Raw genomic sequence first — 23183 nt, forward strand, 5'->3', positions numbered from 1 at the left:
GCAAAAGTGGTGTTTTCTAGCTTGGCTTTTAGTAACTGTTCTTGCTCCCATAGTTTTGCCAGTAATTTATTGCGCCGGACAACGATAGGGGGCTGATGAATGGGTTTAGTGGATGTGACTAGATTGAGGGCGTCTAAATCGGGCGTTGTTGTGCTCTTTGTGGTTGCCATGTTTTCTCCATAAGTTAATAGGGCAACACAACAATATGGCCAGAAAACCCGTCTGGACAACCGAAAAAGGCTGGATTTTTAGGCTTTGAACAGGATCAAAATAAATTTCAGTTTCTTTATGTTCGGACTAAATAAATTCATAGAAAGATGTAAAACAGTAAGGCAAAGGTTGGCACGCCGAAGGCAATAGTGCTGCGAAACCCGTTCTGATGTGTGACGGTACGCAAATCAGATCTCTTACTATCTGGCCTCTTCGCACTACCAGCCATTACCAAATGGTGAGATGCTTTAAACGACGCCCCTATGTGGCAGTACCGTTTGCGAAGTTGTATGAGTTGGTAGCGTAGAGATACGTGAATGTAGGCTTAGAAGTATTTAGGCTGAAAGTGAGTGGGAAAGCCAATGAAATAAACCCACAAGCTAGTTTGCAAGGGTTCCCTGATATAGACCGCAAATTAGCTGCGTATGACGACACGTAATAGGAGATAGCAAAACCTGCCTATCTTGCACCAGCAAGTTGTGTGTATATCAGTTGAAAACCTCAGTGAAAGAGGCTTGCATGAGTTAAGCCCTTTAACAGGGCTTGGCTTGTGCTTCCTAGTGAAAGATCTTGAAATTCAATAACTCCAATTATGACTATAAAAAATATGATAAAAAGAAGAAAAATGCGATGAGCGGAAGCGAAGAGCTGGTGAACGTAGTTCACCATTGGTATAGTAATTAGTATTAATAAATTAAGATAAAAGGACTGCTATGTTTGTGGTTAACGGTCAAGAATTCGAAGATAGTGATATCAATGCTGTAGCGATGGAGCTCACTGGTCATCTGAGTGACATGCAAATGTCTGATTTAATTAGTCACTTAATGAATGAGTGGCCAGATGAGTCATCTAATGGAGCATCTTTAATGATTCGTGAGGGCGATCAGTCTTTGAAGTTAGGGCACATATCTGATTGTGTTAAAGAAGAAAATGGACATGCATTCATTAGCACTATTCAAGAGTACTTAGACTCAATCTAGCAATATATTCGTGGCAAATCTGCCACGAATTGCCATCAAAATCCATGATTTTTTCACTCAACACATTATTAGTGAATTGTGTTGAGTGCTTGTAACCACTTGAAAATCAAGCGGTAATTTTTCAGTAAATTTCGGTTGAAAACCCATCAAAGTGAACGTATATATGGCCAATTGCGGTAGGAATTTGGCTTTTTTGATTACAAAATATAAGTACAAATAGTAATCAACGGAGGATATATGGCACAAGCAAGAACCCTTACAGATGCAGAGCTAGATAAAGCATTGGCTTATGCACAAACAACAAAAGCAGCAGTACGTAATCGCGCAATACTGCTGTTAACGCATTTAGCGGGCATGCGCATAGGAGAAGTTGCTGGTGTGCGCTACTGCGACGTTTTAAGCAGTGATAAACAGGTTTTAAGTGAGATTCATTTAAGGGCATATCAAACTAAGGGCAATAAAAGTAGGGTGGTCATATTGTCAGAGCGTATGCAAGCCGAATTAACCCAATATATTGCCAAGTACCCTCCGAAAATCCTTACAAATCCCTTGTTTCCAACTCAAAGATCCTCGGGTTTTACTCCCAATACCTTAACGCATGTGATCAATGGCCTATACAGACAAGCGGGGCTAAATGGCGCTACCAGTCACAGTGGTCGTCGTGGATTTTTGACGCGTTTAAGCGAGAAGGGTGTTTCTGTGCGAGTGATGATGCAGTTAGCAGGTCACAGTCAGATGTCGACTACACAGCGTTATATTGATACAAGACCCGATATTTTGCGCAATGCCGTTGAGCTCATCTAGTTTTAAGGGTTTTATAGTGCGCCCTTAGTCGACTATAGATATTCTCAAAATCGTAATTAGGTAGCCTTACTGGTTTTGAACTTGGAAAGCTGCCACGAGCTGCGTTCTCAGCTACTTGCTTGGCTTTCTTAAAAGCTCTGCTGGTTAGGATTGCTAAGTGTTCTTTACTGTCAGCGTCCTCAAACTTCTTCTTAGATTCTTTGAGATCTAATGTCTTGGCATGCTTAGCGCTAACCTTAGCCCATAAACCAATCTTCCATAACGGCATATCGGGGTATTGGGCTTTTGCCATGAAGATGCGTAGTTGAATAAACAAGGGTTCAGAGCGCAGGCGTTGTGCAGCGAGCGCTTTACTTGCTCTTGCTGATTTAGCGGCTAGCGGAACCTTGGCATTATCAATGAGCTTGGAGATCTGTCTGAGTAGATCCACTTTAGGCATGCCAAGTGGGAGGCCTAATACTAATGATGTGGGATTACCTTCGGTGGCGCGAGTTTTGGTTAGATAGTGTTCATAAGGTTTATAAAAAAGCGGTTCAAACACTTCATCCTTTTCAATACGGGCTATTTGTATAACCTTAGGCTTGCTATAAGGAGTGCCATAGATATAAATGCCGCATGTTTGCCACCATGCATCAAATGTCACTGTGGCAATGTCGCCGATTTCATCATAAGTGGCTAGCACCGGTTGAAACTCATTAATAACTACTTGCTTATCAATTGCGGATAGTTTTGTACCCTCTGCTTCATATAGTTGGGCAATGAGTTTATTTTGAGTTTTTTTATCTAAAGCCTTAGTTCGAATCTGCCTGGCAAGTTCATAGCTTGGGCTAATTCGTAAAAACTCAACCATCAGCATGATGTAACCCTTAATACCTTTAGTGGACCAATCCTTCATGGTTCTACCGGGTAGGGCACTAGCGCTTTTTTGAGCTTTATTCATACAAATATATTAACACTTAAGAATGAGGATTAATAGTCAATTCAAAAAAAGTGCTAATAATAAGAAACTACCTATACAGCAATTTCGCTGCTTTATATAGGAGTTTGAAAATGAAGATAACTAATCCAGAAATTACTGAACACATAGAGACGGATTTTTATTCACGACAATATATGAACGTCAATGTAATTTTAACTTTTGACATGGAGAATAATATTGGCGAAACGCAAGAAATGTTTGATTTGAGGTTGCCAGTGAATGCAAATGATAAAAATGCGATTATTTTCTTTCACGAAAAGATGTTTAAAAGAATTTTTAATAAATGTAAGAATATTGGCCGCAATCCCCGTAACTTAATAAAAATAAGTACATGTAGTGATTGGGGGGTATTTGAGTCTTTAACTGGCCATGACTCGTTAGTAAGCTTAGGGCATTCTTGCAAATGGCATTTCGGCAAAAATCGAGATGATTTGGACTCCTGGGAGTTGAATCTAATTAAGCTATATGGCTTTGGTGAAGATGTGGATATGAGTTGGGTGAACGATGAGGAGATAAGAAAGGCTTTGGGAATACCGAAAAAATTAGAGTGGAGAGTTAGTTAAATCAATACGCATAGCCAGCCAACCCCAACTGTTTTTCAACATCTCTAAAGGCCAACTCTATGCTGGCCTTTTTTACATCCTTCGTATTTGGGGATGCGAATACGTATCTACCTTGTGTAGTTACCTTAATTTCTACCAAGCCCAAAGTAGTTGCAAATTGATATGTGGCGGTAAACCTTGGCACTAATTCACCTTTGTAAGACTTATGCGTAACTGATAGCTTAGCTTTGGCTGCTTTGGGTAAGGTCCAATAGTCATTCAAATCAGTGTCGCAGCGCTTAATCAAAGTCTTAACTACGGCTAGAGCATCTTTCTTAGCCATCTTCTTAAGCTGTGGCAGTTCATTGCTTAAATCCTCGCCTGCTTCCAGTCTCGCTTTAACTTGTTTGAAGTGCGATAAGTCACAAGCACGCTCAAGGCTTTGCTTGAGAGCGGCATTTGCTTTACGTTCAAAGAAGGTCTGAATAAATGGGGTCATCAGATCACCATAGCCGTGAGGCATTGAGCAAAGTAGGGTGTATTCATCTTTAGGTAGCCTTACCTAATGCTTTATTGAGTTCGTCCTTAAGCTCTTTCGTGGCTTTCGGGTTGGCTTCTACTAGGGGCAAGTAGATGCCAGTACTTGCACCAACCAAACTAATAACATCATTACGTACTGGGCTGGCGTTCATATAACGCAAAATCTCATCTGCTTGAGCCGTCTTATCATCAGGAATCTTGCCTGCCAACTGCTCAGCAATCATCAGAGGCTTCAAATGACTATAGTGACGCTCAATCATCAGGATTGAAGTGCCCATCTGTTTAGCTAGCTGCCCAAAATCTAATCCCTCTAGTACTCGCTGCGTAGCGTAGTAGTGACGCAGACTATACAAGCTTCTAGGCTTACCATCTTTGTCGCCTTTACTTAATCCAGATTCCCTTAAGCAATCCCCAAAAGCATTGACCAAGTTATACGGTCTTGTGCCATCACGCATTCGGAATAGGTGCTTATCTTCTTTCTTGGCGATTAATTCCTCTAGTGTTAAATCTTTGTATTCAGGTTGAAGTTCCCGCAACTTCTCTAGTAATGGCCACAACTCGTTACGAGCAACGAGTTCACGACCGCCACGCTTACCTTGTGGCAATGTAATGTGGATCACTCGCATGGAAGGCTTTTGAATAAACTCAATATGCTTCCACTTGAGTTCTTTGGTCTCGGTGCCAGGACGAACGCCGGTACAGGCAATGAAAGTGATGTATAGCCCAAGTAGTTCACGTAAGTAGCGTGACTTAGAGGCCCTGCCTTCAGCACCCCATTTACGAATGAACTGTTGAAGCTCAATTAATTCTTCTGTACTAAAGATGCCACGTGCTTCAGTGGCTTCACCAGTGTTCTTAGTGCTAGGTCTTTGGCTCTCGCTCATATAGCCTTGCTCAACCGCGTAATCAAATACGCAGTTAAGTGCGGCATTGTGATTATTCTGAGTAGAGGCTTTGAGTTCGTAGCCAACTTTCTCAGTACGCCAGCGATGAAAATCAGAAATCAGGGCGGGCGTAATGTTGTCTACATGATGGTTGCCAAAGAAGGGCATCAAGTAGGAATCGATGGCTCGATAGTAGTCTGCATAACTCTTTTTGCCTGTTCCAGCCTTTACTTGGGCTTTGAGGTTATTGCTGACGACTTGAGCTACTGCTTTGAACTTCTTGCTAACAACCGATAAACCCCGTTTTTCTAGCACTCTTGACTCGTGAAATAGGTCTTCTGCAACCTGTTTTGCAGCATCTAAATCACTTGTTTTGCTGGTGATTCTGAGCCACTTTTTCTTAGAGCCAATTTTGTAATGTATCTGCCAAAGACTAGAGTTTGAACGGCGTTTTAGGCGCAGTTCATGGGGTCTTAATACGACAGTGGAGTCGGCTATAGCTCGCATCTATAAGGATTCTAGTTGTTAGTCATATTTTATAGAAGTTTTTTCTAAACAGCAAATAATTGAAGTGTGCGATTAGTGTGCGATTGAAATTTGCACAAAAAATAAGCAAAAAAAATGACTTGCGGTTAGCAAGTCATTGTTTCTACTACAGATTCGTGGTGGGTCGGGCGAGATTCGAACTCGCGACCAACGGATTAAAAGTACGACTTTACTGATTCTCTAAAACATAAACTCTATATTTTATATGGTTCACAGGTCGATAGCAAGAAAAAGTATAATACTAAGTATAATAGTCAAAACCCCAAAAACTCTCTAAAAAGAGACCATTTTGACTACTAAAACTGCTGTTCCTGCTGTGAACAAACCAGTCAAAAATCGACTGACTCCCATTGCTGAGTCTATCGAACGTATACGGGGTTATCCATCCACTCTGATTGTCTATAAAACGAATGCCTCTAAGTATTATTGGGTGCGTTTTTTCTTTAATGGCAAGAATCGTATCAAAACGACCAAGAGTGAATCGTCTAAAGATGCCAAGACCTTTGCCATCCAGTTCTATAAAGATGCTCTATTAGACGTTTCTGCCTCTAGAAAGAGTAATAAGAGAAATGCTTTCTCTGTCGTTGCCAATCAGTTTTTTGAGACCACTGAACGCAACAGTAATTCCAAGACCTATAAATCAGACATTAATCGCTATAGACAGAACATTCTGCCGTTCTTTAAACAACAAGATATTGAGACCATTACCAATGCTCAATTGAACGAGTTTGTTGAAGAACTGCATAAGACCAAAATCAAACCTGCCACGATAAAACACCACATTGTTGTGCTTCGTAAGATTATGAAGTATGCGATTGCTAACCAGTTGATGCCCAATCTACCAGTATTCCCTAGAATTACAGGTAGATTGCAGACCTCTGTTAAACGAGATTATCTGACTAAAGACGAATACGAGAAAGTCGTAAAGACTGCCGAGAAACTTGCTGCTGCCAAAGTGAAAGTAAGAACACAGACCATCACACTGCAGATGAAGTATCTCATTCAGTTCATGGTCAATTCTTTCATTCGACCATCCGACCTACGAGTTCTCAAACACAAGCACATTAAAAAGAGAGGTGAGGGTAGGGATGCATGGTTGACCTTGAACCATCCTGCCACCAAGACAAATGCCAATGAAGTACAAGCAATGCCTGCCACAGTAGGCATATACGCAAGTCTAGTCCAACAACTTAAAGACGAGAAATTACCGACTAAACCTGATGACTATGTGTTTTTCCCGCAGATTCGTGAAAACAGAACGACAGCGATGGAAGTGATCTCAAGGTTATTCAAGAAAATCATCGAAGAATCAAAGATTGAAGAAAAAACAGGCAAGAAGATAACCCTATATGGTCTCAGACATACCGCCATCATGTTTAGATTGATTATTGGCAATGTAGATACCCTAGTCCTATCCCGCAATGCTAGAACCTCTCAGAACATGATTGATAAGTTCTATGCCTCACATCTGACTACTGACCAAGTTAGACGACAGTTGCACAATATTCCGTACAAAGAAGTCATCAAGAAGATCTCTACCAAGAAAGTGACTGCTAAAAAGACTTCTGCAACTACAAAGACAAGTTCTAAAACCATTCAGAAGTAGATCGCATAGAGTCTTATCAGAATGATCAATATTTGCCTGGAAACTCACCATTCAATACATTTAGTTGTATCTGTTTTCCCCACTCAATCCACCTTCTAATATTTCTGTTAACTCTTTGACTTTCTGCTGCTGTTGTTGACTTCAACCCAATTGTCTCTGGTATTGATGTTCGCACCTTGAAGTTAGTCGCATAAAACGAATACACCTTTTCACGAAAAACTTTACCCTTATTCTCTTTTGGGTCTGGAGTTTGGGTATATAAACGATAGACATGCAAAACGTCTTTCAAGACACTTAATTTTGGTTCAGAACCTTCAATCAATGAAAATTTACTTGTAGAGATCGATTTATTCTTTTTGCGAGCGTTCTTTAACTTATGTTCACGATTTAAGATAGGTCTCATGTACTTAAGCAAATCACTCACAGATTGATTTACTGGTATTTGAAGAACTATATGATTGTCAAATTCAATTGAATCATTTTTAGACAAAACACGAACAGACTCTTCCTCAAATAGACCTTCGTGCGTTTCCCACCAATCATCAAAGTGTGAGTTCTTAACATCACCCCATTGATAGTAAATTTTTAAAGAACTATCTAGACGTTTGCGTATCTTTGGATCAGACGAATGAAGTGACATCTTGTAAAACTCAAACCAAAGACGATAGAACTCTTTTCTCAAGACTATTGTTTTATGTATCTTTGACATTCACTAATCTCACTTAAAAAATCAGACATAACTTCACTATAAGTCATATGTCTGATTTAATAGTACTGACTCTGTAAGTCATTGAAATATATAGGTATTCCTGTAAAATAGGTACTGTAGATTGAAGTTGAATACTCGATTTCTTAATGCATTATGCAATCTACATAACGTATTGAAAGTGAGATTTACATGCATGAAATTATTGAAGTTCCTGTGAATTGCAAAACACTCTATTTAAGAAATATTGAATCAATTCTGCTGAATTACAACATTTTGTCTCCATCAGAGTTGAGGTATTTCCGAAATAGTGTTGCTGAGCAGTTGCTTGAATTAACGTCCGATCTAGTGGAAGACCTTGGTCGTGACTCAACTCAAAATATGGTTGATAGATTCATTTCAGATTCGTTTCAATCAACACTTATCCATTAATCAAAGAAAGAAATCAATGAATCAAGAAAAAGGAATTAGAGTAATTGGATTTATTACAAACGAAATTGAAGAGAAATATCTTCCGGTTCCAGATAACTACTTATTTAGCGAGAAGGATATGCCAATCGAATTAATTGAAGATTTAAAATTAAACGGTTGGCAAGATAGGAGTGGAAATCTATGGTGGGGAAAAGATTTTCAACCCAATCCTGTCAAAGGAAATGACGGAAATATTTATCTTTGTTTAAGTGATGCAGATATGGAGGATCCTGAGCGTAGCATATCAAGAATGATGCTTGCTCAATCGATGCTTCACTAAAATGCATTGCAGATAGTGTAATTCCCGACAGAGTCCAAAACTCCTGAACCTACATAATAGTGACAACTAATACGAAGAACAAAGTCACTCATTAATAAAAGTTATTCCCACTACGAAACTCTGATTTCAGTAACTTGAAATCTAGGAAATTTTCCAACGGGAAAATACTTTCCATGCTGATTTCATGTTGAAACACTTGAAATCATAAATACAGATGTGACTGTCGTGTGATTAGTCGTGAACTTCACCTAATCCACAGATAGTTACCCAATTTGACCGACAACTCCCTTGAACTCATTGAGACTCAATTGGAGAACCTTTACCTAAAGATTATGAATACAGAACAATTAAGACAATATGCAATAAAAGAACAGGAACTTTCCACAGAGTACCCCAATGAGTCACTTATCCACTCAGAGCGACTCAAATGGAATTCCTATCTATTCAAACCAACCCATTCTGACCTTATAAGACTGTCATTGACTGAATATGTCTACAACCTAGTCAAAGACCAGAATCGATCCATATTCCATCTAACAACCACTTATAAACCATATAAAGACCGAATCTATGCCCAAAGAGATATTGACCAGTTCTTTACTAATTTTTATGTGAAATACCTATTACCTGAAGTATTGAATACCAAGAATATTCATACCGTAATCAAGAAATCCATCCAACCGATTACCTTTACCTTTACCGACGAACATCTACAGTCATTCGATTCAGACCGATTACACCATCATTCCATCCTATGTGTTGATCCAAAAACACTAGATTTCTTCCAATCCCTTTCTGAAGAGAATCCATTCCCATCCAATCTAGAACACACAAAGAAGATATGTACTAGTCATATACGTGAATGTGATCCTATGACTCTCTTGTATTCGTCCAAGATGTTAGACAGATACCCTGACTTCCTTTCATTTCCAGACAAGTTCCACAGAGTTCACCACTAATTTATGTGACCACTATCTATCTAGTGATTCCAAATTAACTAAATAACCATAAGAAACCTAGTCTTCACTAACTTCTCGTTACCCATGTCGGGACAGTCAAGTGAGTTCTAGTCTTAGTTTCTACATCCAATTCTCCAAAGGAAACCCATATGTCGAATTTCCATATTGAATCTACCCCACAAGTTCAATACCCATTACGAATCAGTCGAGAACTTAATACAAGATTTACCAAGATCTCATCTACAACCAAGATACCTAAATCAACACTAGGAAGACTAGGACTCTCAAGATTCTTAGATGACATTGAGGCAAGAGGAATTACTACGGTATTAAAAGAAATGGAATCTGTATGACACCCAAGGAACTGGAAAGTCTTGAGAAAGACTCTATATGCACAATACGTATTAGCAACGACTTGAAAGACCAAGTCATTCAATCTTCTCTTAATAAATTATTAAGTGCTATAAAACTAAACTTAAGGAAAGAAAAATTAATTGTAATTTTGTTGAGAGATAAGTCTTAATCAGCGCAATTTGAGTTGTTGCATGTTGCAAGCAAAAGACTTGCGTTTCCATTTAAAAACCAGAGATGCGGACTTCCTCCATTTTGCAACACCCATGCACCTTCACTTACACGAATTGACATTTTTAATGGGTTAGACTTCTGAGTAATGGTTATGGGTAAAGTTTGAATATTAATCATTTTATTCACGGTACCCATACTTCCAGAAGTAGTTGCGGCAGACTGTTTAAGAGTTGAGTCAACCAAGTAAGTTTCTGTTGTAACACCACCTGAAGTGCTTGTATCACTCATATAAGCAGCACCTGTACCTAATGAATTCAACATAACAGTAGTTAACCCTAAGTTGGATACGCTAGATCCGCATGAAGAACCAGAGGTGGGCACGGGTGAGTAATTGAGAATCGTTGCCTCAGTAGTCCAGCAAGTAGTTCCTGCAGTATTTGGCGAATTAACTCCTGTCCTATTTGCAGAAAACTGTGCGGTAGTTTGAACTATTACCGTAGGAGCAGATTCTATATATGCATAGTTATAAGTTACACCGTCTTTTAAACCACCTGAGAGCACTGATTGTGATGTAGGTTTTCCAGGAAAATTTGATTTCCCATCCTTCCGAACGGTCGTATAACTTCCATCGGAATTTGTCAGCAAATCAGTGCAGTTACCAGCGGCAATATTGACAGGAGAGGATAGTGTCGGTGCAGTAGGTTTTGATTTGCATAATGCCACTCTATACACAGCAAATCTCATTTGAGTTGCGAGTGTATAACAAGCAAGTGAGTCATTAATTTTGCCAGAACCGTCCACTGTACATGCTACAGAACGTTGTGCGTAGGAGTTAAGTGAAAACGTGCAAGCAGCGAAGGAAATAGATGCAAGTAGTATCGAATATAATTTGAGTGTTCGCATTGTTAATACCCTACTGCGTAGAGTCCAAAATTAGGGTTTTGTGTTGCTTTGACAATCAAATTTTCACGTCTGACTTTTTCGTATCTTCTCTCTTCCATACTCTTCAATTCGTATGCATTTTCAGAGAATCTAAATTGCTTTTGATTCGGACTTAAATCTCCACCGAAAATCCACATTAATTTTGCATAATTTGAGTTTGGTAACGCTCCATTGCTATAGTTGACTCTTCCTACATCTAGATTTAAACCATACCAAATTGGTCCCGTGATTGAGTACTGCATGCCATTTGTATTCGGAAGACCTGCCGTACCAGTCCAACTAAAAGTATTTGCCCTTAACATTGTTGTCGGCATGTAGGGGAATGCAATTGCTAGTTCAGCGTTATAACCACCCAGTGATTTCTCTTGCATGCCATTTGCTGCATTAACCCAACCACTTGTTCCCATGTAGTAGTTAAGATTTAACTCGCCTACAGTCGTGCGAATCTCACCACCAACACTTGCTCTTTGATTGCCGTACGGAAATTCATAGTCATAAAAAGCATTTGTTCCCAGTAAAACCTTCTTATCTGCAACCAGTTGACGATAACCAAGACCAAAGTTACCAGTCGTTCTACTGCCTTGTGAGAAAACACTCATTTGAGTAAAAGTTGTGTGAATCTTATCCTCAGACTCATAGATTGGTCGCACTAGCAATATGTTCCATAGCGGCATTCCATTTTGCATGGTTGTTCCGCTAATTTCAGTCGTGCCCCTTTGATAAGAAAAGAGGTTATTTAATATTTCTTGCCCTTGCGCTGAAATTGCACTTGATGCCTGCCCTTTGATGCTATCCAAAACATTTCCTCCTCCACCTGTTGCTGAGGATTGGGCAAGTTGGGCAAGTTTATCTGCAAGCGGATTACCGCTAACAGTACCTGTCGGGGAATTTGTACTTCCACCAAAATTCATGGGTGAGATATCTACAGACTGTGCATATGCATAATTACATAGCACCAACAATCCAATTAATTTTAAATATTTCACTAGGAATTTCTCGTAGATATTTCTACGTATCCTAACAGACCGAAATTATTTAAGCATCAAAATTTATAATTAATTAGGTAATTTATAAAAAATCTAAGGGTAAACATACAAACTAGTAGATCTCTACTGGTTGATTTAAATCATCTTCCCATCCTACGTTTTCTTTGCCATCCGTTGTCTCTGTTCAAACTCAACCGATTCCTGAAACTCTTTATATCGTTTCTCTTGTTCTTTGATGTTCAGAATGACTTCTTCACCAGTAACAATGGATTTATCTTTTAGAAGGTCATCTAGGGTCTTTTTAGGGGGTTTAATAACCTTCTTGAACATCTCTCTCATAAGTCAATTCGGGTACGGGTTTCTGTTCTTGTATGAACATTACCTTTGACTCCTCTTTTAAGATTCTTTTCTTGATTTCCTCGATCCTCATCTCCTCCTCTTTTCTCAAAGAAATAAAGGGTTGTGGATTCATTTTTCCGACGAATTCTAGGTCACTCATGTGAACATACTACCAAGGAATGATGGTTCAGAAATCCATAAAAAAGACCCTCGATTCTACGAGGGTCTAGTGATGTTTTTGGAATGATTTCCTATAGTTCAGAAATCAGTTATTTTGAGAATCTTTCTTTACTGCTTCTGAAAGGCGGGGGATATTTTGCATTCTTCAAGTAATTTTAAAATGTTGGGATCGTTGAATTTAATTAGGACTACTGGCGAACCAAATTTTGAGGGTATTTCCACGTGTAGTTCTGGAGACTTTAATTCAACCGCTAATGGGTTTGTAGATCCCCCAAGGAATAAAGTGGTTAGTCCAGCATACCCATCCAATCCCGAGAAGGGTACTATTGCTTGATTGCTAAACTCTCCCATTGCTAATTTTGCAAACTGTGATTCACCACTGCGCATTCGTAAATATGAAACGTCTTTCTCTTTGGTAATGATTGACTGAGCGTCAGTCTTATCTCCTTTCGTATGCAGAACAAATTCAATATAGGCATCTTCTTCACCCTCGCAAACAATTGAAGTATCTACATATTTTGTTGGATACTGTTCGTCCATAAGTCGTGCTGTTACTAATATTGTTTTGGAGTTAGTGATTTTGTCTATCCTCTCACTAAATACCCATTTATTTTTTAATATTGTTGATTCTCCAGTAAGTTGGTCGCAACCCAGCATACTAAATAATATAAATATTGCCGAAATAGTCTTTAGTCTTTTTGGGTATTGCTTATTCACCGACGTAATCACTGGGTTCACTCACTTGTCTAATTTTTTTATCTTTATAAATTTTTACAGTACTGATACTTTATTCCACTCAATTTTCTAATTTTTTCAGCAAATGCAGTGTATTGAATATCAGTTTTTTTGCAATTATCTACACAAGAGATTTTAGTGATTGTCACTGAATCAGAAGATTGATCATAATTAAGTGAGAGTATTACGTCCTCATCGAACATCCTTGTTTTCATATCAATGACATTCCCTCTGAAGGAGTATTTTGCTTCCAAACTACCTTTACTAGAAACATCATAGAAAAACTTCTCTATTTCTTCTTTATCAGCACTGCTTGCACTAATCCACTTTGGATTTTGCTTACCAATTGTTAAGGTGGAAATAAATCTTCCAGGAATTGGATTTGGTAAAAACCCAATCATTTCAATTGCGTCTGATTTTGAATTTTTAATATTTTCGGAGCAACTAATACCTGTGTAGTCTTTTGAAATCATCCACATATGCGGGCGAAATATTGCGTTTTTAGTTGCATCCGCACCCCCTTCAGTTGCACATAAAAAATTTAACTGAACATCTGTTGAATTATTTTTGATTGCTAATATTTTTTGTTTATTTGAAAAAGAAATAATTACATTTTTATTTTGACTAGAGGCGGACCAATAATCATTTTTCTTGTCATAGTTTGTATCATCCAACTCTTTTCCATTCCAAATAATCTTATCTTTTATTAAACCCCTTTCTAAAGATAGCGACATTGGTTTTTCGGGTTGTCTAAATTTGCTTCCAGTTGGGGATTCCAAGAATTCACAAATCATATTTTGTGTTTCTGCATGTGCATAGAATGTCAAAATTAAAAGTGCTGCTAGCAATATATTTTTCATTTTTTTCCAAGTTTTCGATCTAGAACTAATATTAACTTCTTTATAGAATTGAATAAACAGTGCCTATACCTATTTGTAGTTCTTTTGCAATTTTTTTAATGCCCATACCTTTGCTCCTAAGCAATTGAATTGCGTTTTTCATACCATCATTCATCTTTGTCGGTCTACCCAATTTCACGCCTCTAGACTTTGCCGTTTGAAGTCCTGCAATCACTCGCTCTCTGATGAGTTCTCGTTCATATGCTCCTAATGCTCCCAATATCGAGAACATCATTTTTCCCATCGGGGTGGATGTATCAATCGCCTGCTGATGAAAGAATAGGTCAACTTTGAGTGATTCGAGTTGATTAAGTAACTCAATAAGATTCTGCAAAGACCTGCCGAGTCTGTCGATTGACCAACACATGACCATATCGAATTTGCGTTGAGTTGCCATCTTCATCATTAGATCAAGGGCAGGGCGCCTTGCTTTAACCCCTGAGATGCCTTCATCGATGAACTCTTGAACGATGGTGTAACCCATTCGTTCTGTGATTAGTCGTAGTTCAGTGAGTTGATTCTCACAAGTTTGTTTGTCTGTAGACACTCGTGCGTAGAGTGCGACTCGTTTATTCACTTTAGATAACCTTTCAGAAATGGTGGTTCGGTATCTGGAAGGTAAAGGAGGGCGGGGGAATGGCAAGAATGTTCTGAAGTGAACAGGCAACAAAAAACCCGCAACTCTAATGAATATGCGGGTCTCAGGTTTTTACTGCAAAAGTATAATAATTCACACTAATATACTTTTCTCTAACTAAGTTCAGAATTTATTTAATTAAATCAAGAACTTATGGTGGGTCGGGCGAGATTCGAACTCGCGACCAACGGATTAAAAGTCCGCTGCTCTACCGACTGAGCTACCGACCCAGTAAAGACAGAAATTATAGCAAGAACTTGGTTTGGCTTCCCTGAGTTTGCTGGGGCTGCCCTCTGTGCCTTGTAGTTACAAGTGCTTTAGGCGGTTGAGCGCCTGGCGACTGGTGGATTTTTGGAAAAATAGTCCCTAATTCCCTTCAGAATTGCCTCTGCGATCCGATCTTGATAGGCATCGTCATTGAGCCTGGCTTCCTCTTGTGGATTGCTGATAAAAGCGGTCTCTACCAGAATGGAGGGAATGTCTGGGGCTTTGAGGACGGCAAAACTTGCTTGCTCTACTTTTGGCTTATGCAGGGGTGCGAATCCACCGATTTGTCTCAAGATTGCCTGTCCTACCTGAAGTGAATCTTTGATTTGGGCAGTGGTGGACATATCGAGCAAGAGATTGGCCACTTGCTTGTCTTGAGTCTTGATATTGATACCGCCAATCAGATCCGAGGCATTTTCTTTATTGGCCATCCAGCGCGCGGTAGTACTGCTTGCACCCATTTGAGAGAGTGCAAATACCGATGCACCTTTTGCTCGGGGTTCAATAAATGCATCCGCATGAATGGAGACAAATAAATCAGCTTCAACGCGGCGCGCTTTTTGTACTCTAGTATGTAGAGGCACAAAATAATCCCCCTCTCTGGTCAAGAAGGGGCGCATGTAAGCATCGTTATCAATCTTGTCGCGCAAGCGTTTCGCAATGGAGAGGACGACATGCTTTTCTTTAGAGCCCATTGAGCCAATGGCGCCAGGATCTTCGCCGCCATGGCCCGCATCAATCGCAATCGTAATGAGCCGCCTCTGTTTTTTGGGGGTGATACTTTCTTTTACCTCCGGGATTGCTTGTGCAACTGGTGCCGCAGGTGCTTTAGCGGCTTCCTTTTCTTTCTTAGTTGCAAATTGCGCAATGAGGTCAATTTCTTCATTGGCCTTTTCTAGAGCACTTTCTTTGCGAGCGCTGTTCTTGACTAGCTCCATCAAAGGGTCGGGAGGAGTTGCAGGGTAGAGGTCTAGCACCATCCGGTATTGGTATTCGCCAATCGGATCTAGCGTAAAGAGCTGTGGCTTGATGGGCTCCTTGAGATCAAATACCAGGCGCACCATTCCCGGTTGAAATTGACCTACTCGAATTTGTGAGACATAAGGATCATTAGGTTTGACCTTCGCAACCAAATCCTTGAGGGCAGTATTTAATTCCATTCCTTGTACATCCACCACCAAGCGATCGGGATTGGTCAGGAGTTGCTGCGAAATGGGTAATGCCTTATCGGATTCCAGGGTGACGCGCGTGTAGTCCTCCGCAGGCCAAATGCGTACCCCTAGGATTTTGGCGCCCCAGGCAATATCCATCTCACTCAAGAATAGAATGAAGCCCATCAGCTTGGCTGAGGTTTGAAGATGTTTTCTTCTGGAGGAGTTGATTGCCGACTTACTCATCTCAATTGGATAATCCCTTTAATACTTGATCACCTTGTATAGAGATGGACTTGAGAGTAATTGTTCGTTCGCTCTCTTGGATCCCCGCCTCTAGATAGATCTCAATATCAAATGCGGGGAGGGTGCCTTCTGCTTTACCTGGCCATTCGACTAAGCAGAATCCAGGTTCATCAAAATGCTCTGCAAATCCTGCTTCTTGCCATTCCAGTGGATCACGCATGCGATAGAGGTCAAAGTGATAGGCTGTAATGCTAATTGAACCTGCTAAATCAGCATTTGGGATCTCTAGCGGGTAGGGCTCGCACAGGGTGTATGTTGGGCTTTTTACGCGCCCGTCATAGCCTAACCCCTGAATTAAGTAACGCGCAAAGGTCGTTTTACCGGCGCCCAGATCACCTTCTAGGGAGATGTTGAGGTGGGAGCATGGATTGCTTTGAAAATAATGACGCAGACTTGAGGCCAGTTTTTCGGCTAGGGCGGCGGTTTGCGCTTCCTGCCTACAATGTTGGATTAATGAGTCTTGAGTCATTTGCTTAGTTTATTCAATTATTGCGCTACATTCTGTATTACTTATGTCATCTCCCTCAACCGTAAGCCTTTTAGATCAATCCAATCTGCGTGACTGGCTTAATGAGCAGTCCAAAAAATTAGGCTTTGATGGCTTGCGTATAACTGATACCCATCTAGGGGATGCAAGTGAGCGGCTGAAAGAGTGGCTTGCAGAGGGTAAGCATGGGCATATGGAATATATGAAGCGCCATGCGCAATTACGCTCCGATCCCACTTTATTAGTGCCGGGCACTGTCAGGGTAATTTGCGTCACCATGAACTATCTGTCCCCCACGATTGATTTTGATGGGGAGTGGCAACGTTTGGCTGATCCAACTCAAGCGGTGGTCTCTATGTATGCCCGCGGTCGTGATTATCACAAGGTGATGCGTAATCGTTTGCAAGAGTTCGCACAGATTATTGAATCGAAAATCGGCACATTTGGGTATCGTGTCTTTACAGACTCCGCACCATTGATGGAGGTCGAGTTAGCACGTAAAGCGGGATTGGGATGGCGAGGCAAACACACCTTATTACTCAATCGAGAGTCAGGCTCCACATTCTTCTTGGGTGAAATCTTGGTTGACGTCCCATTACCAATCGATTCGGAAGAAGAATCTCATTGTGGTACTTGTCAATCTTGTATTGAAGTTTGTCCTACTCAGGCGATTACTGCACCCTATCAATTGGATGCCCGTCGTTGTATTTCTTATTTGACCATTGAAAATCCTGATGTAATTCCAATAGAGTTTCGTAGGGCAATCGGCAATCGAGTTTATGGTTGCGATGATTGCCAGTTGATTTGTCCTTGGAATAAGTTTGCCAGACGTACCGACTTACCCGATTTTGCAGAACGTCATGGCATAGGTCAGGCCAGTCTCTTGCAGTTATGGTCCTGGACAGAAGCGGAATTTGAGAAGCGTCACGAGGGAAGTGCCATTCGCCGTATTGGTTATTCTCGTTGGCGCAGAAATCTCGCAGTGGCCCAGGGAAATGCTTTAGCCGATCCAGCTCTTACTGAGGGGGATAAGGCGCCTTTGCGCGAGGCTTTGCTTGGGGCCTTGCCAATGGCTGATACTTTGGTTGCGGAGCATATTCAATGGGCGCTGGGCTCTGAGCTCTAAGTGATTTTTAGCAAAGATCTGCGCTAGCTCTTACAATCATTGCATGTCATCTTCTGACCAACCCTATATCGATCCCAGTGAAATCGCATTGGAGGGTTCGGCGGCGCAACGCTTTAAGAATCGCAGTGATGCTTTCTGGAGTGGCATTCGAGACGCAGCAGGCGCTCCCGCGATGGTCTTGTTTGCTGGTATGGTGGGCTTTGGTGCGATGGGTAAAACCAATGGTCTAGATATTTGGTTCACCACTTTTACCAGTTTCTTCATGTTTGCCTTGCCTGGTCAGGTCGTTCTGTTGGAGATGGTGATCACGGGTTCATCTATGGTGGCAATTGCTTTGGCGGTGACGCTGACCTCCACCCGCTTTATCACAATGACCGTGACACTCTTTCCACAATTTCATGAAAAAGACCGCAATCGCGGTCTCTACGCTTCAGTACATTTGTTGGCGATGACTGCATGGGCGATTTCCATGCGTGAGTTCAATACGATTGAATCAAAGCATCGCTTAAGTTATTTCGTTGGTCTCGGTCTCTTGTGTTGGTGGATTTCTATTCCTGGGACTATTTTGGGCTACCTTCTGGCGGGAGTGGTTCCCGCAGCAATTACTCTGGGGCTCGTATTCATTAATCCTCTTTTCTTCTTGTTAACGTTTACCGAGGTCAAGCCTTGGATCAATCGTATTGCCATAGGACTGGGATTTGTATTGGGCCCACTCTTTTACTTGTTGGATCGCGATACCAGTCTATTAACAACCGGTTTAGTGGCCGGTACCATTGCATACTTTGTAGACCGCAAGTTTTTGCGTAAAAGAGCGGGGTTCGTTGGCTGATGAGTGCTACGCTTGCGGGATGGGGTATTTGGCTTGCTTTATTAGGCGCTACTGTTGGCACTTACTTTTGCCGAGCGATTGGGGTTTTGCTTGCCAAGCGAATAAATCAAGATAGCGAAGTCTTTCGCTGGTTAGCTGCAGTGACCTATTCGATGGTAGCTGCCTTAACAGTCAGAATGATTCTCTTGCCTGTTGGTTTGCTAGATACCGTGCCAGTATGGATTCGGATTTTGATTTGTGCTCTCAGTATTGGCGTGATGGTGTCTCGACCAACACGCCGCCTTGTTCCGGCTCTATTGATTGGAACAGTGCTGATGGTCTCGTACGGCGTAATGCGCTAACTCTATCTCCTTTATATCTGCCGCATCAGAGATGAGCCGCTAGGATGGTGGCGATATGCACTGCATCTCTTTGGGCACCATCTGCAATTTGATGTCGACAGCTTGTACCATCGGCAACCACCCAGCTGTCAGGTGCTTTGCGGATCGTTGGTAAGAGGCTGGCCTCCGCCATCAACTTGGATACTTCGATATGTTCAGCTTCATAACCGAAGCTACCTGCCATGCCACAACAAGAAGACTCAATTAATTTGGGTTCAGCATGTGGGATGAGCTTTAAAAGCGCGAGTGCAGGAGTGACGGCGTCAAAAGACTTTTGATGGCAATGCCCATGAAATAGCACGGGGCGCGTTGCCGATTTAAGTTCAAGTTTGAGATTTCCAGCACTAGCTTCTGCAGCTAAAAATTCTTCCAATAACATCGCTTGTTTGCTGACGGTAACAGCACGTTCGCCAAAGCCCATCACTAAAGCTTCGTCTTTGAGTGTAAATAAGCAGGAAGGCTCAAGACCAATGATCGGAATATTTTTTTCCGCATAGGGCGCCAAGTGATTGACTAGCTCGCTAAGAGTTTCTTTAGCTTGATCAACCATGCCGGCGGCCAAATAAGTGCGGCCACAGCAAAACTCTTTGGAGCAAGTATTGTTTGGTTTCTTGTTAGGAGTAGCGTGCTGATGGGCATTCTTCTGCGGGATATGTACACGATAGCCAGCAGCGTTAAGAACTTTGAGGGCAGCTTGTAAGTTCTCGTCTTCAAAGTAAGCATTGAAGGTATCGGCGAGGAGTACAACGCCTTTGCTGCCGCCCACTTCTATTGCCAGATCTTCCGGCGTAAATTGATGAGACTCTATCTTCTTTCGGTTGCTCCAGAAATGAGTAGATTTCCAGATTGGTAGACTTCTTTGTGCAGAGATTCCCATCAACCATTCTTGTAATTTAGCTATTGGCGCAATGTGGTTGCGAAGATTGAGTAATGCGGGAAGTCCTGGAATGTTACTGATGATAGATGCGTATTTGGGTAAATAAGCAATCGCCAAATCACGCATTGAGTGACCAACCCGCTTCTTATAGGCTGACAGAAATTCAATTTTCATTTTCGCCATATCGACGCCAGTAGGACATTCGCGACGACAAGCTTTGCAGCTCACGCAAAGTTCCATCACCTCTTTGATTGCATCGCTAGCGAGTGGGGAAGTTGCGGGCGAGCCTCCATCTTGAATATCTAGCTGGTTTGAGAGAGCAAGACGGAGGGTATTGGCGCGGCCCCGCGTGAGGTGCTTTTCATCTCTAGTAACGCGGTAGCTTGGGCACATTACCTCAGCATCAAATTTTCGGCAATGACCATTGTTGTTGCATATCTCTACTGCTTTAGCTAAACCATGGGCAGGATCACCGCCCGTTCCCGGTGTGCTGATTTCTTCTGTAACAGGATTGTTTTGCACATTCCATGCCGACCAATCTAGAGCAGGTTGCAGTGGGATAACTTTATAGTGGGGTGGAAAGCGGAAATAATTTGCGTCATCCATTTTGGGTGGATTGATGATCTTGCCAGGATTAAACAAACCCTTGGGATCAAATGCATGCTTGATTTCAGCAAGCGCTTCAGTAATCTGAGGTCCAAATTGCCAAGAGATCCATTCACCTCGGCTGAGTCCGTCACCATGTTCGCCGCTGTACGCGCCTTTGTATTTACGGACTAGGGCAGAGGCCTCTTGGGCAACAGCGCGCATTTTTTGCGCCCCATCACGACGCATATCCAAAATAGGACGGACATGTAGTGTGCCGACAGACGCATGGGCATACCAAGTGCCGCGAGAACCATATTTGGCAAAGACGTCAGTCAACGCCTGGGTATATTCAGCGAGACTTTCTAACGGGACTGCGCAGTCTTCAATAAAGCTCACAGGCTTACCATCACCTTTTAAGCTCATCATGATATTCAGACCAGCTTTACGAACCTCCCATAAATTCTTTTGCATGCTGGCATCGGGCATTGCCACTACAGATCCTGGGAGGCCTAAGTCACCCATCAAGCTTTGTAATGACTTCAATTTTTCTAGTAAGGGTGCATGCGCTTCACCAGAAAACTCCACCAGCAAAATAGCTTCTGGAGTTTGACCATTGACATCAATCAGGGCTGTTTCTATGGTCTTTTTGAAGCTGGGGTTATGACGTGCCAAATCAATCATGGTTCGATCTACAAGCTCAACTGCAGTAGGGCCGAGCTTGACGATATGTTGTGCGCTATCCATCGCTTTAAAGAAACTAGCAAAGTTCACGACGCCCAGCACTTTATGTTGTGGCAGAGGTGAGAGTTTGAGTTCCAGCGACTTGAAGTAGGCTAGAGTACCTTCACTACCTACAAGCAGGTGAGCTAGATTAACGCTGCCATCTTGAGTGTAGGGAAGTTCACTCTGGGGATGAAAGATGTCTAGGTTGTAACCAGCTACACGGCGCAATACTTTAGGAAAGTGCGCTTCGATTTCAGGTTGGAGTTTGTTGGCAAGATTTTTTACAAAATCACCAAATTGTTTGGCAACACCAGAGCTATTTGCGTAGTTGCCAAAATTAGCGACTTGGCCATCAGCAAGCCAAGCATCAATTCCTAAAACGTTGTGCACCATATTTCCGTAGGCGATAGAGCGGCTGCCGCAGGAGTTGTTTCCGGCCATACCTCCAATGGTGGCTTGTCCCGAAGTGGAAACATCGACTGGGTACCAAAGACCATGCGGCTTGAGTGCAGTATTGAGGTGATCCAAGACGATGCCAGGTTCCACAATGGCGGTAGCTCTTTCAGGATCAGCGTGTAGTAGCTTGCGAAAGTATTTGGTGTTATCAATAACGAGTGCGGTTCCGGTGGTTTGACCACATTGACTGGTGCCGCCTCCGCGCGGTAGTATTGGTACCCCAAGATCTGCTGCAATCTGAATCGCATTGGCGATATCTTCGGCGGTTTTGGGTACAAATACTGCGACTGGCATCGCTTGGTAAATAGAGGCATCGGTTGCATAGCGTCCGCGACTGGCGATGTCCGTCATTACCTCGCCTGAGGTTTCTTGGCGCAGGCGTTTGGCTAACTCTGCTTTATTGGCGACAAATTCTGGAAGATCAAGTGGCTTATTCATGCTGTAGTTTTTTCTTCTGATTCTGAATCGATTAATTGGATAACAACATCCCGTTTATTCATCACGTGCTGAATCATCACTTTGCGCATGCGAGCGCTATCGTGGGTCTTGAGCGCATCTAACATTTCTTGATGTTCACCTACGGCCTTTTCCCATTTAACGCCATCTTGATTGGAGCGAAAACGCAGTGCCTCAATGCGGGCATTCACTTGGGTGAAGAGTTGGCTCAAGACGGGATTGTTGGCAGCCTGATTAATCGCATGATGAATCTGAAGATTTAAGCGGTAGTAACTCGATAAATCTCGACGGGCGTACGAGGCCATCATTTCATACTGAAGTGCCTCTAGTTCAGTGAGTGCTTGATCGCTAATATTTTTAGCCGCAAGCTCTCCAGAGTAGCCTTCTAAATTAGCAATCACATCGAAGGTGTGAATAATGTCGTCCCTGCTGAGTTGAACGGCAATCGCACCTCGGTTGGCGATGAGCTCAACTAGGCCATCAGCAGCGAGGCGACGAATCGCTTCCCGAATGGGTGTTCTGGAGACATGGAGTTGTTCAGCCAGCTCTCGCTCATTCAGCTTGCTTCCTGGTGCAATCACGCCTTCGACCAATAAGGACCGGAGCTTTTGGAAGGTCGCTTCGTGCAAGTTTTGGGTGTTGGGCGGTGCCGTCGGCGATAGGGTGGACATTGAATTAATGGGTAAATTTTGTATACATAATGACTATATCTGATTCTGAGGCAAAAATAAGGCCATAAAAACCTATTTTTTTATATTATGGAAAATTATTTTTGCATACAAAATTG

The 23183-nt window shown here is 41.9% G+C and carries 22 protein-coding genes and 1 tRNA gene; 8 read left to right on the plus strand and 15 right to left on the minus strand.

What is annotated here, in order from left to right; translation table 11 throughout:
• Positions 1-923: 923 nt before the first annotated feature.
• Positions 924-1190 carry a hypothetical protein gene (locus AOB49_RS07195; protein WP_062309447.1) on the plus strand — a complete coding sequence of 89 codons (267 nt, stop codon included), beginning with the start codon at positions 924-926 and terminating at the stop codon, positions 1188-1190.
• 237 nt (positions 1191-1427) lie between these two features.
• Positions 1428-1994: a tyrosine-type recombinase/integrase gene (locus AOB49_RS07200; RefSeq protein WP_062309448.1), complete on the plus strand. Its 567-nt coding sequence runs from the start codon at positions 1428-1430 to the stop codon at positions 1992-1994.
• Here the strand turns inward: AOB49_RS07200 and AOB49_RS07205 are convergent.
• Positions 1987-2934 (minus strand): hypothetical protein, encoded by a 948-nt coding sequence (locus tag AOB49_RS07205; protein ID WP_156471364.1) that lies wholly within the window; start codon positions 2932-2934, stop codon positions 1987-1989. The two genes, AOB49_RS07200 and AOB49_RS07205, sit on opposite strands and share 8 nt — an antisense overlap.
• 110 nt (positions 2935-3044) lie before the next feature.
• Between AOB49_RS07205 and AOB49_RS07210 the strand changes: the two genes are divergently transcribed.
• Positions 3045-3536: a hypothetical protein gene (locus AOB49_RS07210; RefSeq protein ID WP_062309452.1), complete on the plus strand. Its 492-nt coding sequence runs from the start codon at positions 3045-3047 to the stop codon at positions 3534-3536.
• Between the two features lies 1 nt (position 3537).
• Here the strand turns inward: AOB49_RS07210 and AOB49_RS07215 are convergent, their stop codons facing one another.
• A complete protein-coding gene (locus tag AOB49_RS07215; RefSeq protein WP_156471365.1) occupies positions 3538-4014 on the minus strand; it encodes a hypothetical protein in 477 nt (158 codons plus the stop codon).
• Positions 4015-4063: 49 nt separating this feature from the next.
• Positions 4064-5446: a tyrosine-type recombinase/integrase gene (locus AOB49_RS07220; protein WP_062309456.1), complete on the minus strand. Its 1383-nt coding sequence runs from the start codon at positions 5444-5446 to the stop codon at positions 4064-4066.
• Between the two features lie 328 nt (positions 5447-5774).
• Between AOB49_RS07220 and AOB49_RS07230 the strand changes: the two genes are divergently transcribed.
• Positions 5775-7091 (plus strand): tyrosine-type recombinase/integrase, encoded by a 1317-nt coding sequence (locus tag AOB49_RS07230; protein ID WP_062309458.1) that lies wholly within the window; start codon positions 5775-5777, stop codon positions 7089-7091.
• A gap of 25 nt (positions 7092-7116) precedes the next feature.
• On the opposite strand, the gene AOB49_RS07235 is transcribed toward AOB49_RS07230, so the two are convergent.
• On the minus strand, positions 7117-7773 hold the full coding sequence (locus tag AOB49_RS07235) for a hypothetical protein (protein ID WP_156471366.1): 657 nt from the start codon (positions 7771-7773) through the stop codon (positions 7117-7119).
• A 472-nt stretch (positions 7774-8245) separates the two neighbouring features.
• On the opposite strand from AOB49_RS07235, the gene AOB49_RS07245 reads away from it, so the two are divergent.
• Positions 8246-8548, plus strand: a complete 303-nt coding sequence (locus tag AOB49_RS07245; RefSeq protein ID WP_062309463.1) for a hypothetical protein — start codon at positions 8246-8248, stop codon at positions 8546-8548.
• 1478 nt (positions 8549-10026) lie between these two features.
• Here the strand turns inward: AOB49_RS07245 and AOB49_RS07255 are convergent.
• The 9 genes from AOB49_RS07255 to tsaE all read right to left on the minus strand — a co-directional run bounded on the left by AOB49_RS07255 (position 10027) and on the right by tsaE (position 16943).
• On the minus strand, positions 10027-10935 hold the full coding sequence (locus AOB49_RS07255) for a hypothetical protein (RefSeq protein WP_156471367.1): 909 nt from the start codon (positions 10933-10935) through the stop codon (positions 10027-10029).
• A 2-nt stretch (positions 10936-10937) separates the two neighbouring features.
• Positions 10938-11960 carry an inverse autotransporter beta domain-containing protein gene (locus AOB49_RS07260; RefSeq protein WP_062309468.1) on the minus strand — a complete coding sequence of 341 codons (1023 nt, stop codon included), beginning with the start codon at positions 11958-11960 and terminating at the stop codon, positions 10938-10940.
• A 153-nt stretch (positions 11961-12113) separates the two neighbouring features.
• Complete coding sequence (locus AOB49_RS12045) at positions 12114-12299, minus strand: hypothetical protein (protein WP_156471368.1); 186 nt, start codon at positions 12297-12299, stop codon at positions 12114-12116.
• A gap of 288 nt (positions 12300-12587) precedes the next feature.
• The gene (locus AOB49_RS07270; RefSeq protein ID WP_156471369.1) at positions 12588-13196 is read right to left on the minus strand and encodes a hypothetical protein; all 609 of its coding nucleotides are present in this window, start codon (positions 13194-13196) and stop codon (positions 12588-12590) included.
• Between the two features lie 44 nt (positions 13197-13240).
• Positions 13241-14074 carry a hypothetical protein gene (locus tag AOB49_RS07275; RefSeq protein ID WP_062309474.1) on the minus strand — a complete coding sequence of 278 codons (834 nt, stop codon included), beginning with the start codon at positions 14072-14074 and terminating at the stop codon, positions 13241-13243.
• Positions 14075-14114: 40 nt separating this feature from the next.
• Positions 14115-14690 carry a recombinase family protein gene (locus tag AOB49_RS07280; RefSeq protein ID WP_156471370.1) on the minus strand — a complete coding sequence of 192 codons (576 nt, stop codon included), beginning with the start codon at positions 14688-14690 and terminating at the stop codon, positions 14115-14117.
• 214 nt (positions 14691-14904) lie between these two features.
• Positions 14905-14980, minus strand: a tRNA-Lys gene (locus tag AOB49_RS07285).
• An 87-nt stretch (positions 14981-15067) separates the two neighbouring features.
• Positions 15068-16414, minus strand: a complete 1347-nt coding sequence (locus AOB49_RS07290; protein ID WP_062309476.1) for an N-acetylmuramoyl-L-alanine amidase — start codon at positions 16412-16414, stop codon at positions 15068-15070.
• 1 nt (position 16415) lies between these two features.
• Entirely contained in the window at positions 16416-16943 is a 528-nt protein-coding gene (gene tsaE / locus AOB49_RS07295; protein WP_062309478.1) for a tRNA (adenosine(37)-N6)-threonylcarbamoyltransferase complex ATPase subunit type 1 TsaE, read from the minus strand.
• A 43-nt stretch (positions 16944-16986) separates the two neighbouring features.
• Here tsaE and queG point away from each other — a divergent pair, with 43 nt between their 5' ends.
• From queG to AOB49_RS07310, 3 genes are read left to right on the plus strand one after another with little or no spacing between them, the layout of a single operon-like run.
• Entirely contained in the window at positions 16987-18087 is a 1101-nt protein-coding gene (gene queG / locus AOB49_RS07300; RefSeq protein ID WP_062309480.1) for a tRNA epoxyqueuosine(34) reductase QueG, read from the plus strand.
• Between the two features lie 43 nt (positions 18088-18130).
• The gene (locus tag AOB49_RS07305; protein ID WP_062309481.1) at positions 18131-18916 is read left to right on the plus strand and encodes an AzlC family ABC transporter permease; all 786 of its coding nucleotides are present in this window, start codon (positions 18131-18133) and stop codon (positions 18914-18916) included.
• Entirely contained in the window at positions 18916-19257 is a 342-nt protein-coding gene (locus AOB49_RS07310) for an AzlD domain-containing protein (RefSeq protein WP_062309483.1), read from the plus strand. Before AOB49_RS07305 ends, AOB49_RS07310 begins: the two co-directional genes overlap by 1 nt.
• A gap of 25 nt (positions 19258-19282) precedes the next feature.
• Here AOB49_RS07310 and AOB49_RS07315 read toward each other — a convergent pair whose 3' ends face one another.
• Entirely contained in the window at positions 19283-22378 is a 3096-nt protein-coding gene (locus AOB49_RS07315; protein ID WP_062309485.1) for an FAD-binding and (Fe-S)-binding domain-containing protein, read from the minus strand.
• Positions 22375-23067 carry a GntR family transcriptional regulator gene (locus AOB49_RS07320; protein WP_062309487.1) on the minus strand — a complete coding sequence of 231 codons (693 nt, stop codon included), beginning with the start codon at positions 23065-23067 and terminating at the stop codon, positions 22375-22377. The genes AOB49_RS07315 and AOB49_RS07320 overlap by 4 nt, the downstream gene beginning before the upstream one ends.
• Positions 23068-23183 lie beyond the last annotated feature (116 nt).

The sequence above is a fragment of the Polynucleobacter sinensis genome, from assembly GCF_001595985.1.
Classification (GTDB): Bacteria; Pseudomonadota; Gammaproteobacteria; order Burkholderiales; family Burkholderiaceae; genus Polynucleobacter; species Polynucleobacter sinensis.

Coding starts and splice junctions, on each gene's coding strand:
- AOB49_RS07195 (WP_062309447.1), top strand. CDS start 924: ATGTTTGTGGTTAACGGTCAAGAATTCGAAGATAGTGATATCAATGCT.
- AOB49_RS07200 (WP_062309448.1), top strand. CDS start 1,428: ATGGCACAAGCAAGAACCCTTACAGATGCAGAGCTAGATAAAGCATTG.
- AOB49_RS07205 (WP_156471364.1), bottom strand. CDS start 2,934: ATGAATAAAGCTCAAAAAAGCGCTAGTGCCCTACCCGGTAGAACCATG.
- AOB49_RS07210 (WP_062309452.1), top strand. CDS start 3,045: ATGAAGATAACTAATCCAGAAATTACTGAACACATAGAGACGGATTTT.
- AOB49_RS07215 (WP_156471365.1), bottom strand. CDS start 4,014: ATGACCCCATTTATTCAGACCTTCTTTGAACGTAAAGCAAATGCCGCT.
- AOB49_RS07220 (WP_062309456.1), bottom strand. CDS start 5,446: ATGCGAGCTATAGCCGACTCCACTGTCGTATTAAGACCCCATGAACTG.
- AOB49_RS07245 (WP_062309463.1), top strand. CDS start 8,246: ATGAATCAAGAAAAAGGAATTAGAGTAATTGGATTTATTACAAACGAA.
- AOB49_RS07255 (WP_156471367.1), bottom strand. CDS start 10,935: ATGCGAACACTCAAATTATATTCGATACTACTTGCATCTATTTCCTTC.
- AOB49_RS12045 (WP_156471368.1), bottom strand. CDS start 12,299: ATGAGAGAGATGTTCAAGAAGGTTATTAAACCCCCTAAAAAGACCCTA.
- AOB49_RS07275 (WP_062309474.1), bottom strand. CDS start 14,074: ATGAAAAATATATTGCTAGCAGCACTTTTAATTTTGACATTCTATGCA.
- AOB49_RS07290 (WP_062309476.1), bottom strand. CDS start 16,414: ATGAGTAAGTCGGCAATCAACTCCTCCAGAAGAAAACATCTTCAAACC.
- tsaE (WP_062309478.1), bottom strand. CDS start 16,943: ATGACTCAAGACTCATTAATCCAACATTGTAGGCAGGAAGCGCAAACC.
- queG (WP_062309480.1), top strand. CDS start 16,987: ATGTCATCTCCCTCAACCGTAAGCCTTTTAGATCAATCCAATCTGCGT.
- AOB49_RS07305 (WP_062309481.1), top strand. CDS start 18,131: ATGTCATCTTCTGACCAACCCTATATCGATCCCAGTGAAATCGCATTG.
- AOB49_RS07310 (WP_062309483.1), top strand. CDS start 18,916: ATGAGTGCTACGCTTGCGGGATGGGGTATTTGGCTTGCTTTATTAGGC.
- AOB49_RS07315 (WP_062309485.1), bottom strand. CDS start 22,378: ATGAATAAGCCACTTGATCTTCCAGAATTTGTCGCCAATAAAGCAGAG.
- AOB49_RS07320 (WP_062309487.1), bottom strand. CDS start 23,067: ATGTCCACCCTATCGCCGACGGCACCGCCCAACACCCAAAACTTGCAC.